Genomic DNA, 13183 nt, shown 5'->3' with positions numbered 1-13183 from the left:
GCACTGCACCAAACGAGTTCGGCATTTACCGCCTTGATTTAGCGGAAATTTCAGCAGTCTGCCGGGCAACCAAGCCCAGCCCCATGCCGAACATCATCGATTCCTGACCTCCTTTCCTTTCGCCCTGCGTTCCAAGCAGCATTACGGGAACGCGCCACGCGCACGGTTGATTCGGTCGGCACGATGCTCCATCAACCGTCGCCTGGATCCGGCCGCCTAATCCCCTGGCCCGACCAAGCACTGCGCCGCATTTGATCGCGGCAAGGGAAAGTAATGTCTTTCGAAACCCTGGGCCTGGCGCCCGCCCTGTTGTCGGCCCTGCAAGACGCTGGCTTCACCACCCCCACCACCGTCCAAGCCTCGGCCATCCCGCAGGCGCTGGCCGGCCACGACCTGATGGTCTCGTCGCAGACCGGTAGCGGCAAGACCGCCGCGTTCATGCTGCCGGCGCTGCACCGCATCGCCCAGACGCCCGCCAACAAGGGCGTCGGCGTGCAGGTGCTGGTGCTGGCCCCGACGCGCGAACTGGCCCTGCAGGTCACCGAGGCCACCGCCACCTATGGCCGCAAGCTGGCCGATCTGCGCACTGCCACCGTCGTCGGCGGCATGCCCTATGGCGCCCAACTGAAGGCGCTGTCGCGCCGCGTCGATGTGCTGGTGGCCACCCCCGGCCGCCTGATCGACCACCTGAATTCGGGTCGCGTCAAACTGAACACCGTGCACACCCTGGTGCTGGACGAAGCCGATCGCATGCTGGACATGGGCTTCATCGAGGACATCGAAACCATCGTTGGCCGCCTGCCCGCCGACCGCCAGACGCTGCTGTTCTCGGCCACGCTGGACGGCACCGTTGCCAAGCTGGCCGCGCGCATGATGCGCGACCCGCAGCGTATCGAAGTCGCCGGCGCCAAGGAAAAGCACACCAACATCACGCAGAGCCTGCTGTACGCGGACGACGCCAGCCACAAGATGCAGTTGCTGGACCACGTCCTGCGCGACGCTTCGCTGGACCAGGCCATCGTCTTCACGTCGACCAAGCGCGGCGCCGACGATCTGGCCGACCACCTGGCCGACCAGGGCTTTGCCGCCGCCGCCCTGCACGGCGACATGAACCAGCGCCAACGCACCCGCACGCTGTCGCAACTGCAACGCGGCCAACTGCGCATCCTGGTCGCCACGGACGTGGCCGCCCGCGGCATCGACGTGCAAGGCATCAGCCACGCCGTCAACTTCGACCTGCCGATGCAGGCCGAGGACTACGTGCACCGTATCGGCCGCACCGGCCGCGCCGGCCGCAACGGCCTGGCGTTCACGCTGGCCACGCATTCCGAGCGCCACAAGGTGCGACGCATCGAGCACTACATCGGCCAGTCCATCACGCCCGAAGTGATCGCCGGCCTGGAACCCAAGCGCACCCCGCGTCCCTCGACCGGCGGCGCGCCGCGCGGCGGCAAGCCTTTCGGCAAGCGTCCGGGCGGCTTCGGCGGCGGCTACCAGGGTCATCGTGACGGCGGTTCGCGTGAAGGCCGTTCGTTCGGCGGCCCGCGTGGTGAATTCAAGCCGCGCGAAGGCGGTTACCAGGGCGCCCGTGAAGGCGGCGCCGGTGGTTACCAAGGCAACCGCCCGTTCGGCGACCGCCCGGCCCGTTCGTTCGGTGATCGTCCCAGCTTCGGTGATCGTCCCCAGCGCGAAGGCGGCTACCAGGGCAATCGTCCCTTCGGCGACCGCCCCCCGCGTGAAGGCGGTTTCCGTGGCGGCGACCGTGATTCGCGCCCGAGCTTCAGCGACCGCCCCAGCTTCGGCGATCGCCCGCAGCGCGATCCGCGTCCGTTCAACGAGCGCGGCCCGCGTGAAGGCGGCTTCCGTGGCGGCGACCGCGACTCGCGCCCGAGCTTCAGCGATCGCCCCAGCTTCGGCGACCGTCCGCAGCGCGAAGGCGGCTTCCGCGGCGGCGACCGCTCAGAAGGCGGTTTCCGTGACCGTCCCAGCTTCGACAAGCGCCCCGGCGGCCCCGCCAAGCGCTTCAACAAGCCGGCCGGCGCCCGCCGCGGCTAAGCCCTGATCGGCACCCAACAAACCCCGCGCCTGTCGCGGGGTTTGTTTTTTGGGAAAATGCCCTATTCAAGACGCCTTTCCTTCCGCCATGCAACGCCCCGCTCCCGCCAACCTGCCCCCGCTGTCTCCCGCCGCCCAGGCCCATAGCGAAGCCGCCACCGCGCACCTGCGCGCCGCCATCGCCGCCGCTTCGGGCTGGCTGCCGTTCGATCACTGGATGGCCGAGGCGCTGTATGCGCCGGGGCTGGGTTATTACGCAGCGGGCAACGTCAAGCTGGCCGATCCCGATGCCCAGGCGCCTGCCGGCGACTTCGTCACCGCGCCGCAACTGACTCCGCTGTTCGCCCGCACCCTGGCACGCCAGGCAGCCCAGGTGCTGCGGCAGACCGATACCCAGGCGGTGCTGGAGTTCGGCGCCGGCACCGGCGCGCTGGCCGAAGGCGTGCTGCGCGAATTGGACGCGCTGGGACTGCAGGACACGCAGTACCTGATCCTCGAAGTATCGGCCGACCTGCGCGCGCGCCAGGCCGAGCGGCTGGCGCCATTCGGCGAGCGGGTGCGCTGGCTGGATGCCCTGCCCGACCGTTTCCGCGGCTGCGTGCTGGCCAACGAGGTGCTGGACGCCATGCCGGTGTCGCTGTTCCGCTGGAGCGACGACGGCACGGTGCTGGAACGCGGCGTGGCGTGGGACGCCACGCAGGGTTTCGTCTGGGAAGACAGGCCAGCCCCGCCGCGCCTGGCCGAGGCGGTCACGGCGCGCATGCCGGCGCTGGCCGGCTATGTGTCCGAGATCAACCCGCAGGCCGAAGCGTGGATCGACGCCATGGGCCGCTGGCTGGAACAGGGCGCGGCGCTGCTGATCGACTACGGCTTTCCGCAGGGCGAGTACTACCACCCGCAGCGCGCCGGCGGCACGCTGATGTGCCATCTGCGCCACCACGCGCATGGCGACCCGTTTACCGCGCCGGGGCTGCAGGACATCACGGCGCACGTCGACTTCACCGCCATGGCGGATGCGGCGCAGGCGGCCGGCCTGCAGGTGCTGGGCTATACGTCGCAGGCGCGCTTCCTGATGAACGCTGGCTTGATGGAACTGCTGGCGCAACTGGACCCGAGCGATGCGCGCGCTTACGCGCAGGCGGTGGCGCCGGTGCAGAAGCTGCTGTCGGAAGCCGAGATGGGCGAACTCTTCAAGGTGCTGGCGGTGGGCCGCGGCATCACGCAGCCGCTGATCGGCTTTGCGCGCGGCGACCGGCTCGGCAAACTGTAGGTCTCGACGTCAGGCGGCGCGCAGCCGCTGCAGGCGCGCCTCGCGCACGCTCTGCTTGATGCGCGCCGGATCGCCGGCGCAGGCGCGGGCGATGGCGCCGGCATCCACGCCCCGCACCGCTTCGGCGCGTTCGCGCCAGGCGTCGATAGCCACCGGGCGCAGCACCGCCACTGTTTCCAACAGATCGAAAAAGCGCTCGGGTTTACGCAGCGCGTCGACGCGCTCCATCAGCGCGAGCTGCGCGTCGGCTTCGTCGCCGCCGGGCGCCTGCGTAGCGTCCAACCCCGTCAACATCTCGGGCAGGAGACGCGCGTAGTCGTTGCATTCGGTGGGCACGCGCAGCCGCCGGCCCAGCGCTTCCCGCTCGGGCGACAGGCGGCACAGCAAGGCATAGCGGCCCGGCAGCGACAGGTTGCGCGCGGCCGCGCGATCGACGTCATCGCCGGTCTCCTCGGAGCCCTGCAACTCGGGCATGACGCGTTCCAGCGCGCCGGACTGCCGCAGCACGTCGAACATGCGCGACGGCGCGGCGGCCATCAGGCCACGCGACACCTCTTTCCAGACGCGCTCGGCCACCAGGGCGTCGGCTTCGCCGGCCTCGACCATGCGGCGGCACAGCGCCAGGGTTTCGGGCGCGACGCTGAAGTCGGCAAAGCGCGCGGCGAAGCGCGCCAGGCGCAGGATGCGCACCGGATCTTCCTCGAAGGCCTCGCCCACGTGGCGGAACACGCGCGCGCGCACGTCGGCCGCGCCGCCGAGCGGGTCGACCAGCTCGCCATCCTGCTTCTGCGCGATGGCGTTGACGGTCAGATCGCGGCGGCGCAGGTCCTCTTCGAGCGTGACGTCGGCGCCGGTGTAGAAGGTGAAGCCCTTGTAGCCGCGGCCCGACTTGCGCTCGGTGCGCGCCAGCGCGTATTCCTCTTTGGTGACCGGGTGCAGGAACACCGGGAAATCGCCACCCACCGGAATGAAGCCGCGCCGCGCCATGTCCTCGGGCGTGGCGCCGACCACCACCCAGTCGTGATCGCCGGGCGTCAGGCCGAGCAGGGCGTCGCGCACCGCCCCGCCCACGATGTAGACCTGCAGGCCCTGCGTCGCCACATCCCCCGTCATGGCAGGGTGGTGCTTTCCGCGCCCAGCGGCACGACGTTGCCCAGCCGCTCTTTCAGCGACTGCGGCTGGCCGCTGAACATGGCGGCGTAGTAGACCGAGTTGGACATCACGTTCTTGACGTAGGTGCGCGTCTCGTTGAACGGAATGGTCTCGGCGAAGATCGCGCCTTCGACGGGATGGCTGAAGGTGGAGCGCCAGTTGTGCGGACGGCGCGGTCCGGCGTTGTAGCCGGCGCTGGCCAGCATCTGCGAGCCGTTCAGGTCGCGCAGCACCATGTTCAGGTAGTTGGTGCCCAGCTCGGTGTTGGTGTCGAAGTCGTTGACGCTGTCGGGCGTGAAGTTGCTCATGCCGATCTTGCCCGCCACCCACTTGGCGGTGGCCGGCATCAACTGCATCAGGCCGGAGGCGCCGACGTGCGAGCGCGCGTCCATGATGAAGCGCGACTCCTGGCGGATCAGGCCGTAGACCCAGGCGGGGTCGAGCGCGATGGCGTTGGCCTTGGCCGTGACGCGGCCTTCGAACGGCGCGATGAAGCGCTGGCTGAAGTCGAATTCCTTCTCGGTGCGGTCGGATGTGTTGACCACGCGATCGTAGATGTTCTCGGCGCGCGCCAGTTCGGCGGCGGCGAGCAGTTGGCGGTCGGTCATGCCGCGCAACGCGAAGTTCCATTCGGGCACGGCCTCCTGGCGCCAGCCCAGGCGGAACAACTGTACCGCGCGGCGCAGGCCCGGGTTGGCACGGGCCTCGGCGATCTCGCTGTCCGTGATGGGGGCCGGACGCGGCGGCACGGTGATGCGGCGGCCCAGTTCCTCGGCGGCCAACTGGCCGTAGAAGTCGAAGCGATCGGCGATGGAGGCGTAGGCCGCATTGGCCTGGTCGCGGCGTCCGGTGGCGGCCATGCCGCGCGCCTTCCAGTAGATCCAGGATGGATCCTGCTGTTGCGCGGCAGGCATCTGGTCGATGGACTCGATGACCCACTTCCAGTCGATCTTGGGTTGACGCAGCGCCGCTCGCACCTTCCAGCCGGCGTTGTATTCCGTCATGCGGATATGGCCGGCCTCGTGGTACCAGTCGTCGGCGCGGCTGTCCAGGTTGAGCGCGGCAACCAGCGCGTACTGGCCGCGGATCCAGGCCAGGTTCGACTTGGCCATGGACTTGGCCCACTCGCGCCGCAGGTAGGAATCGGCCACGTTGATATCGGAACGGGCGAGCCGCGCCAGCGCGATGGTGACCAGTTCTTTTTCGTTGCGGCCCACCGGCAGGCGGTCCTGCCGCGTCAGCCAGCGCATCGGGTCCTTGATGAGGACGTCGTAGGTCTTCTGGTCGCGCGGCTCGAACATGTACTGCACGAACTTGCGCGCGTCGGCGGTCTTGTTGGCCTCGATGGCGTCGCGCAACTGCGGTTCGAGTTGATCCCAGCCCAGGACGTTGTCCGCGACCAACTGGTCGTACAGCGACCAGCAGGCGCCGCCTGGCGCGAACACCGCCACGGCCTGCGCGGCCGTGGCGCGCTGGCCGGTCATGTGCTTGGCGTTGAGAATGGCGCACTCGATCTGGGCGTTGCTGTTCTTGACCGGCGCGAGCTTGCGCACCAGGTCGAAATCGCCGCTGCGCGCGGCAGCCAGCAGCCAGTCAGCGCGCAAGCGGTCGGCCAGGTAGGCGTCGCCGTTGCCGTTGATGAATTTCTGCAGATCGGTGTTGGGACGCCCGCCCGCGGGCGGGCTCCACAATTGGTAGCGCAACAGCCAGTATTCCGGGTACATGCCGAGCGGATCGGACTTGGCCTGGGGCACCAGGGCTCCCAGCACCGACCACTGCTTGCGGTTCATGGCTTCGCGCGCGGCCACCACGGCGGCGAGCGCCGGCGTATCGGCGGTGGGCGGCAGGCCGGCCAGCGCGGCCGGCGGCACGGCGATGGCCGGCTGCGGCGCCTGCGCGGCGGGTTGCGGCTGGGGACTGACGGACGCGGTGCGTTGCTGGGCGTCGACAGGCGCGCAGGCGGCCGTGAACAACGCCAGCAACGGCAGCCAGCGGCGCAAGCCTGCACGGGTGTCGACCGCGCGCAGGGATTTCCCACCGGTTTTCTGATACCGTCCAGATTGCGGGGCCCGGACCGCCGTCATGGGATTGCGCGCGGCCTTCATGCGCGGACCTTGGCGACGGCTTGCGGATCGGCGCAGTGATAGGCGCAACGACAGGCGTGGCAATACGCGCGGTTGTCGGCGAGGCCGCCGACGCGGTTGCCCGCGCGCAGGTTCGCGCCGTTATACGTGTTATCGCTGACCCGCATTGTCGCCTTCATTTTTTCACCCCTGTTACAGCTACCGCATGACTACGCAAAATACTCCAGAGGATACCGCAAGCCAGCTACGCACGCGATTGCGGAAACTGCGTGCCGAACTGCCCGAAGATCAGCGCAGCCGCGGCGGCCTGCTGATGCGCGCGCGCCTGTTCACCTGGCTCAACGTGGCCCGCGACGAAGCCGTCCGCGCCGGCCGCGCCGCGCCGCGCACCGTGGCCGCCTTCTGGCCCATGGAAGACGAGCCCGATCTGCGTCCGCTGCTGGAGCAATGGACCGAAAACGGCGTCACGGTGGCGCTGCCGGTGGTGCGTGAACGCAACGCGCCCCTGGCCTTCCTGCCCTGGACGCCGGACGCGGAACTGCGCGCCGGCCCCTACGGCATCCAGGAACCGGTGCACGGCGCCGAGGTGCTGCCCGACGTGCTGCTGGTGCCCACCCTGGGTTACACCGAATCCGCCGACCGCCTGGGGTACGGTGGCGGCTACTACGACCGCACCCTGGCGGCGCTGCGCGACCGCGGCCATGCCTTCACGGCCATCGGCGTCGCCTGGAGCTGTGGCGAGCTGGACGCCGACTACGCGCCGGCCGCGCATGACTTCCGCCTGGACGCCGTCATTACGCCGGATGGCTGGGTGCCACATGTGCCCAATGAGCAACCGGGCCCGGGCGGCACCACGCTGCACCACTACACCCTGCGCTGACGCACCAGTCTCGCCCAAGGGCTTGCACCAAAATAGTGCAAGCCCTATGATCTGCCCCTGATATCGTCGATTGCCGCCGTGCGCGGCGCCCCCGGCAGGCGGCCCCCCCCTTCATCGCCTGCCCCCCCCGACGCGGCCCGTCCACCTTGTCATCGTCGGCCCGCAACGCCTGCATTCCGACCCGTTTCACCCCGCGTTACCGCCATTCCCGTCCAAGCGGGGCTTGCCGTCCCGCTTGCGCCCTCGAGCCCGCCGCTCATTCGGAGGGTAGCCATCCGCCGCCGACGAGAGGATATTTACCTCCAGGCGGTATCCCGACAGCGCCAGCGCAAGCTGGCACACGGGTTGCTTATTCATTCAGACCGGCCGCGCAAGGGCCGGCCAACGGCCGCGCGCTAGCGGGCCGTCAGCATCTGCAACGGAGGAGCCATGAAGGACAGATCATCCCGTCCCGCCGCCTACGACGAAATGCGCGACAGCGCCGGCGGCATACGCTCCCACTACCAGGCCTTCGAGCGCTGGCACCAGGAGCAATCGGCGGAAGCCATGGCGGCGCGCCGCCTGGAGGCCGACCTGAGTTTCCGGCGGGTCGGCATCACTTTTTCAGTGGCCGGCGACGCGGCCGGCACCGAACGCCTGATCCCGTTCGACATGATTCCGCGCGTCATCCCCGCCGACGAATGGCGCCGCCTGGAGGCCGGCCTGAAGCAGCGCGTGCGGGCGCTGAACATGTTCATCCACGACATCTACCATGGCCATGACATCGTGCGCGCCGGCGTGGTGCCGGCCGAGCAGGTGTTCCTGAACGCCCAGTACCGCCCCGAGATGCAGGACGTGGACGTGGCCGAGGACATCTACTGCCACATCGCCGGGGTCGACATCGTGCGCGCCGGCGCCGGCGAGTTCTACGTGCTGGAGGACAACCTGCGGGTGCCGTCCGGCGTGTCCTACATGCTGGAGAACCGCAAGATGTCGATGCGGCTGATGCCCGACGCGTTCAGCCGCATCAAGGTCGAACCGGTGGCGCACTACCCCGACCTGCTGCTGGACAACCTGCGCGAAGTGGCGCCGCACGGCGGCGATGATCCCACGGTGGTGGTGCTGACGCCCGGCATGTACAACTCGGCCTATTTCGAGCACGCCTTCCTGGCGCAGCAGATGGGCGTGGAGCTGGTGGAGGGCCAGGATCTTTTTGTCGAGCAGAACACGGTCTACATGCGCACCACGCAGGGGCCGCGCAAGGTGGACGTGATCTACCGCCGGCTGGACGACGACTTCCTCGACCCGCTGTCGTTCCGCGCAGACTCGGCGCTCGGCGTGCCCGGCCTGTTGTCGGTGTATCGCGCCGGCCGCGTGACGCTGGCCAATGCCATCGGCACCGGCATCGCCGACGACAAGTCCACCTACCTCTACGTGCCCGACATGATCCGCTTTTATCTGAGCGAGGAGCCGATCCTGTCGAACGTGCCGACCTGGCGCTGCGGCCGTCCCGACGAGCTGTCGCACGTGCTGGCCAACATGCACGAGCTGGTGGTCAAGGAGGTGCATGGCGCCGGCGGCTACGGCATGCTGGTGGGACCATCCGCGACCCACGCCGAGGTCGAGTCGTTCAAGGATCGGGTGCGCGCCAATCCCGCCAACTACATCGCGCAGCCCACGCTGGCCCTGTCCACGGTGCCGACCTACGTTGAATCCGGCGTCGCGCCGCGCCACGTCGACCTGCGCCCCTACGTGCTGTGCGGCAAGGACATCCGTACCGTGCCCGGCGGGCTGTGCCGCGTGGCGCTGACCGAAGGCTCGCTGGTGGTCAACAGCAGCCAGGGCGGCGGCACCAAGGACACCTGGGTTCTGGAGGAATAACGATGCTGAGCCGAACCGCCGACAACCTGTTCTGGATGTGCCGCTACACCGAGCGCGCCGAGAACACCGCCCGCATGCTGGACGTGAACCTGCAGATGTCGCTGCTGCCGCAGGACGCGCAGACCCGCGAGGGCTCGTGGAATGCCGTGCTGCGCATCTCCGAATTGCACCGCCTCTATCACGCCAAGCACGCCGCGATATCACCGCAGGACGTACTGCAGTACATGGTGCGCGATGCCGAGAACCCCTCGTCCATCTACAGTTGCATGCGCGCCGCGCGCGAGAACGCCCGCGCGGTGCGCGGCAGCCTCACCACCGAAGTCTGGGAGACCTACAACACCACCTGGCTGGAACTGCTCAAGCACCTGCACACCGGCCTGCTGGAACGCAACCCGGGCGAGTTCTTCGAGTGGGTCAAGTTCCGCTCGCACCTGGCGCGCGGCGTCACCATCGGCACCATGCTGGAGGACGAGGCGCTGTACTTCCTGCGCATCGGCATGCACCTGGAGCGGGCGGACAACACCGCGCGGATGCTGGATGTGAAGTTCCACGAGCGCGACGGCGACGGCGCGCAGCAACAGCAACAGGAAGGCCGCGGCGAAGGCGGCCCTTCGGGCGCGCTGCAAAGCGAGTTCTACCGCTGGTCTGCGCTGCTCAGCTCGGTGTCCGGGCTGGAGATCTATCGCAAGGTCTATCGCGATGTGATTACGCCCGACCGCGTGGCCGAGCTGCTGATCCTGCATCCCGACATGCCGCGCTCGCTGCTGGCGGCCATGCGGGCGGTATCCGAGGATCTGGCCCGTGTGTCCAACCAGCGCTCGACCGAAACCCAGCGACGCGCCGGCATGCTGTGCGCCGAACTGCAATTCGGCCGCGTCGAGGACATCCTGCGCAGCGGCCTGCACCAGTACCTGGAGCACTTCCTGGACCGCATCAACGACCTGGGCAACCGGATCAGCCAGGACTTCCTGGTGCCGTTGTCGGCATGACAAGGAGACAGGCATGAAACAGATCATCACGCACGTCACGCACTACCGCTATACAGCGCCCGTCACCTACAGCATCCAGACGCTGCGGCTGACGCCGCGCGACGACGAGCACCAGCGCGTGCTGCGCTGGCACATCGAGGCGCCCGGCGCGCTCGAACAGCAGGTGGACGCCTACGGCAACATCACCCACACGCTGACGCTGAACCGGCCGCACACGGAGATCGAACTGCGCGTGGTCGGGCAGGTATTGGTCGGCTCGCTGACGCAAGGCGCGCTGGGCGGCGAGGACAGCCGCCTGCCGGTGCACGCCTATTGCGTGCAGACGCCGCTGACGCAGGCTGACGACACCATCCTCGCCTTCGCCCACGCCGTGCTGCCTGACGGCCTGAACACGCCCGCCGACGTGCTGACACTGGCCACCGCGATCCACGACCGGGTCGCCTACGAGCCCGGCACCACCGACGTCACCACCGCCGCCGGCCAGGTGCTGGCGCTGGGCCATGGCGTTTGCCAGGACCATGCCCACCTGTTCCTGGCCTGCGTGCGCGGCCTGGGCGTGCCGGCCCGCTACGTCAGCGGCTATCTGTACACCACCAACGAACACGCGGCCAGCCACGCCTGGGCCGATGTCTGGCTGGCGGGCACCGGCTGGACCAGCGTGGACGTCACCAACCGCCAATTCGCGTCCGATTGCCACTGCCGCCTGGCGGTGGGGCGCGATTATGATTCCGCCTCGCCCGTGCGCGGCGTGCGCACCGGCGGCGGCGAGGAATCCATGGAGGTCTCGGTGCAGGTGCAGACGGCATTGCAGCAATAGCCCCGCCCGGCCACGCCGCAATACAATGCGGTGTGGTTTTTTCCTTTTTTAGATCATGACCTACTGCGTAGCCGCCCGCCTCGACGCCGGCCTGGTTTTCCTGTCCGACTCCCGCACCAATGCCGGGGTCGACCAGATCAGCGTCTTCCGCAAGATGACCGTCTTCGAACGTCCCGGCGAGCGCATGATGGTGCTGATGACCTCGGGCAATCTGGCCGTCAGCCAGGCCGTGCTGAACGCGCTGGCGCGCCAGCAGGACGAGGGCGGCGAAACCGTCTGGAACGCGCCCGATATGTTCGAGGCCACCCGCCGCGTCGGCGCGGCGGTGCGCGCGGTCTACCACCGTGAAGCGGCGGCCCTGCATGAACAGGGCGTGGACTTCAATGTCAGCCTCATCTTCGGCGGCCAGATCGGCGCCGAGCGCTGCCGGCTGTTCCAGGTGTATTCGGCTGGCAACTTCATCGAGGCCGGCTCCGAATGCCCGTACTTCCAGATCGGTGAAGCCAAGTACGGCAAGCCCATCCTGGACCGCGTGCTGCGCCCTGATACCTCGCTGGACGAAGCCGCCAAGTGCGCGCTGATCTCCATGGATTCGACGCTGCGCTCGAACATCTCGGTCGGCCTGCCGCTGGACCTGCTGGTCTATGACGCCGACGCGCTGCGCGTCACGCACTTCGCCAGCATCGACGAGCACAACGAATATTTCCGCATGATCCGCGGCACCTGGGGCGAACGCTTGCGCCAGGTGTTCGCCGAAATCCCGGATCCGCTCTGGACCCGTCCGGAAGACCCGGGGTCGCTGGTGCCCGCCAGCCGGGAGCACCAGCCGTTGCGTGCCGAACCGGTGGACGTGACACCGCCGGCCTATCCGGCGCCGCAGGTGCTGGCGGAGGATCCGGGGAAGGACCAACCGAACTAGGGCTCGGACCTGTCCCACCGTACAAACCCGGCTTTCCGCTTCCCTAAACCCGGCTTGTAAAACCACAAATTCTCATCTCGCGGCTGGCGCGCCACACTGGCGCCAGCCCGCCATGCTTCGTCTTGCGGGTTGCCATAACACCATAAGGACGAGACATGACCCCGAATTTCCCGCGCGCCCTGCGGCGCCTGGCCGCGCCACTGCTGGCGCTGGGCTGCCTGGCAGGCGGCCCGGCCACGGCCCAGGACAACTATCCCAACCACGCCATTTCGCTGGTCGTGCCGTTCGCGGCGGGCGGCCCCACCGATGTCGTGGCCCGCAGCCTGGGGGCCGCCATGTCCAAGACCCTCGGCCAGAGCATCATCGTCGAGAACCGGCCCGGGGCGGGCGGCACGCTGGCGGCCACGCATGTGGCGCGCGCCGCGCCCGACGGCTACACCTTCCTGATCCACCACAACGGCATGGCGACTGCCCCGGCACTGTACCGCAAGCTGCCATTCAATCCGCTGACCGACTTCGCCTATGTCGGCCAGGTGGCCGACGTGCCCATGACGCTGCTGGGCCGCAAGGATCTGCCGCCCGCCGACATGGTGGAATTCATCAAGTACGCGCGCGCCAACGGCAACAAGATCAACCTGGCCAACGCCGGCCTGGGCGCGGTGTCGCAGCTATGCGGCATGCTGTTGCAGGAAGCGCTGGGCACGCAGTTCACCACCATCCCGTATGCCGGCACCGCCCCCGCGCTGACGGCGCTGCTGGGCGGCCAGGTGGATGTGCTGTGCGACCAGACCACGCAGACCATTCCGCACATCAAGGCGCAGCGGGTCAAGCTATACGGCGTGACCACGCTGGATCGCATCAAGACGCTGCCCGATGCTTCGACGCTGCAGGAAAGCGGGCTGAAGGGCTTCGAGGTCAAGGTCTGGCACGGCGTGTACGCGCCCAAGGGCACCCCGCCGGAAGTGGTGGCGAAGTTCAATGCATCCCTGCGCGCGGCGCTCAAGGACCCCGCCTTCACGCAGAAGATGGCCGAGCTGGGCGCGGAAATCGTGCCCGAGGCCAAGCAGACGCCGGCCGGCCTGCAAAGCTGGCTGCAGTCGGAAGTGGACAAGTGGGGGCCGATCATCCGCAAGGCGGGTGTGTACGCGGACTGAAGC

General features: G+C 68.5%; 11 protein-coding genes. 8 read left to right on the top strand and 3 right to left on the bottom strand.

Annotated features, from left to right (window positions below; all coding sequences use genetic code 11):
- Positions 1–273 precede the first annotated feature (273 nt).
- Together SB816_RS02910 and SB816_RS02905 are read left to right on the top strand one after the other, a co-directional pair.
- Positions 274–2055, top strand: a complete 1782-nt coding sequence (locus SB816_RS02910) for a DEAD/DEAH box helicase (RefSeq protein ID WP_054500348.1) — start codon at positions 274–276, stop codon at positions 2053–2055.
- Between the two features lie 88 nt (positions 2056–2143).
- The gene (locus SB816_RS02905) at positions 2144–3325 is read left to right on the top strand and encodes a class I SAM-dependent methyltransferase (protein WP_064528695.1); all 1182 of its coding nucleotides are present in this window, start codon (positions 2144–2146) and stop codon (positions 3323–3325) included.
- 9 nt (positions 3326–3334) lie between these two features.
- On the opposite strand, the gene SB816_RS02900 is transcribed toward SB816_RS02905, so the two are convergent.
- The 3 genes from SB816_RS02900 to SB816_RS02890 are packed head-to-tail and all read right to left on the bottom strand — an operon-like array spanning position 3335 to position 6740.
- The gene (locus SB816_RS02900; RefSeq protein ID WP_064528697.1) at positions 3335–4438 is read right to left on the bottom strand and encodes a tRNA CCA-pyrophosphorylase; all 1104 of its coding nucleotides are present in this window, start codon (positions 4436–4438) and stop codon (positions 3335–3337) included.
- Positions 4435–6582 carry a transglycosylase SLT domain-containing protein gene (locus SB816_RS02895; protein ID WP_410546476.1) on the bottom strand — a complete coding sequence of 716 codons (2148 nt, stop codon included), beginning with the start codon at positions 6580–6582 and terminating at the stop codon, positions 4435–4437. Before SB816_RS02895 ends, SB816_RS02900 begins: the two co-directional genes overlap by 4 nt.
- On the bottom strand, positions 6579–6740 hold the full coding sequence (locus SB816_RS02890) for a hypothetical protein (protein ID WP_155755634.1): 162 nt from the start codon (positions 6738–6740) through the stop codon (positions 6579–6581). The genes SB816_RS02895 and SB816_RS02890 overlap by 4 nt, the downstream gene beginning before the upstream one ends.
- A gap of 26 nt (positions 6741–6766) precedes the next feature.
- On the opposite strand from SB816_RS02890, the gene SB816_RS02885 reads away from it, so the two are divergent.
- From SB816_RS02885 to SB816_RS02860, 6 genes are all read left to right on the top strand, one after another.
- Positions 6767–7441, top strand: a complete 675-nt coding sequence (locus SB816_RS02885) for a 5-formyltetrahydrofolate cyclo-ligase (RefSeq protein ID WP_064528699.1) — start codon at positions 6767–6769, stop codon at positions 7439–7441.
- 429 nt (positions 7442–7870) lie between these two features.
- Positions 7871–9301 (top strand): circularly permuted type 2 ATP-grasp protein, encoded by a 1431-nt coding sequence (locus tag SB816_RS02880; protein ID WP_054500344.1) that lies wholly within the window; start codon positions 7871–7873, stop codon positions 9299–9301.
- A 2-nt stretch (positions 9302–9303) separates the two neighbouring features.
- Positions 9304–10290, top strand: coding sequence for an alpha-E domain-containing protein (locus tag SB816_RS02875; RefSeq protein WP_054500343.1), 987 nt, complete (start codon positions 9304–9306; stop codon positions 10288–10290).
- 13 nt (positions 10291–10303) lie between these two features.
- Complete coding sequence (locus SB816_RS02870) at positions 10304–11107, top strand: transglutaminase N-terminal domain-containing protein (RefSeq protein ID WP_054499582.1); 804 nt, start codon at positions 10304–10306, stop codon at positions 11105–11107.
- Positions 11108–11162: 55 nt separating this feature from the next.
- Positions 11163–12026, top strand: a complete 864-nt coding sequence (locus SB816_RS02865) for a proteasome-type protease (RefSeq protein ID WP_064528036.1) — start codon at positions 11163–11165, stop codon at positions 12024–12026.
- A 155-nt stretch (positions 12027–12181) separates the two neighbouring features.
- Positions 12182–13180 (top strand): tripartite tricarboxylate transporter substrate-binding protein, encoded by a 999-nt coding sequence (locus tag SB816_RS02860; protein ID WP_064528034.1) that lies wholly within the window; start codon positions 12182–12184, stop codon positions 13178–13180.
- Positions 13181–13183 lie beyond the last annotated feature (3 nt).

Source organism: Achromobacter sp. SIMBA_011 (assembly GCF_046535435.1).
Classification (GTDB): Bacteria; Pseudomonadota; Gammaproteobacteria; order Burkholderiales; family Burkholderiaceae_B; genus Achromobacter; species Achromobacter dolens.
This window is presented reverse-complemented; position numbering and strand designations above follow the sequence as displayed.

Coding starts and splice junctions, on each gene's coding strand:
- SB816_RS02910 (WP_054500348.1), top strand. CDS start 274: ATGTCTTTCGAAACCCTGGGCCTGGCGCCCGCCCTGTTGTCGGCCCTG.
- SB816_RS02905 (WP_064528695.1), top strand. CDS start 2,144: ATGCAACGCCCCGCTCCCGCCAACCTGCCCCCGCTGTCTCCCGCCGCC.
- SB816_RS02900 (WP_064528697.1), bottom strand. CDS start 4,438: ATGACGGGGGATGTGGCGACGCAGGGCCTGCAGGTCTACATCGTGGGC.
- SB816_RS02895 (WP_410546476.1), bottom strand. CDS start 6,582: ATGAAGGCCGCGCGCAATCCCATGACGGCGGTCCGGGCCCCGCAATCT.
- SB816_RS02890 (WP_155755634.1), bottom strand. CDS start 6,740: ATGAAGGCGACAATGCGGGTCAGCGATAACACGTATAACGGCGCGAAC.
- SB816_RS02885 (WP_064528699.1), top strand. CDS start 6,767: ATGACTACGCAAAATACTCCAGAGGATACCGCAAGCCAGCTACGCACG.
- SB816_RS02880 (WP_054500344.1), top strand. CDS start 7,871: ATGAAGGACAGATCATCCCGTCCCGCCGCCTACGACGAAATGCGCGAC.
- SB816_RS02875 (WP_054500343.1), top strand. CDS start 9,304: ATGCTGAGCCGAACCGCCGACAACCTGTTCTGGATGTGCCGCTACACC.
- SB816_RS02870 (WP_054499582.1), top strand. CDS start 10,304: ATGAAACAGATCATCACGCACGTCACGCACTACCGCTATACAGCGCCC.
- SB816_RS02865 (WP_064528036.1), top strand. CDS start 11,163: ATGACCTACTGCGTAGCCGCCCGCCTCGACGCCGGCCTGGTTTTCCTG.
- SB816_RS02860 (WP_064528034.1), top strand. CDS start 12,182: ATGACCCCGAATTTCCCGCGCGCCCTGCGGCGCCTGGCCGCGCCACTG.